The organism is Streptomyces sp. P17, assembly GCF_032436805.1.
Lineage (GTDB): Bacteria > Actinomycetota > Actinomycetes > Streptomycetales > Streptomycetaceae > Streptomyces.
Genome location: NZ_JAVRBF010001045.1, coordinates 1 through 260, shown reverse-complemented (window position 1 = coordinate 260; position 260 = coordinate 1). Strand labels below are relative to the sequence as shown.

Annotated in this window: 1 pseudogene; it reads left to right on the top strand. The window is 41.9% G+C overall.

Features of this window, described 5'->3' with window-relative positions:
• Positions 1-260 (top strand): annotated as a pseudogene (locus RMT89_RS43885) (6-phospho-alpha-glucosidase); the annotation flags it as partial.

Here is a 260-nt window from a genome sequence, read left to right as displayed (position 1 = left end):
ACAATACATTAAAGAGCACGGCTATTTACCGCCAAGTGCCCTCAATGGTGCTCAACATACGGATGAATCTTGGAAAGAGACGTTTATTAAAGTACGGGATGTTTACGCCCTAGATCCTGAGACGATTCCAAACACCTATTTAAAATACTATTTATTCCCAGACTACGTGGTGGAACATTCAAATAAAGAATACACCCGAGCCAATGAAGTGATGGATGGCAGAGAAAAAGAAGTGTTCACCGAATGCCGCCGGATTATTG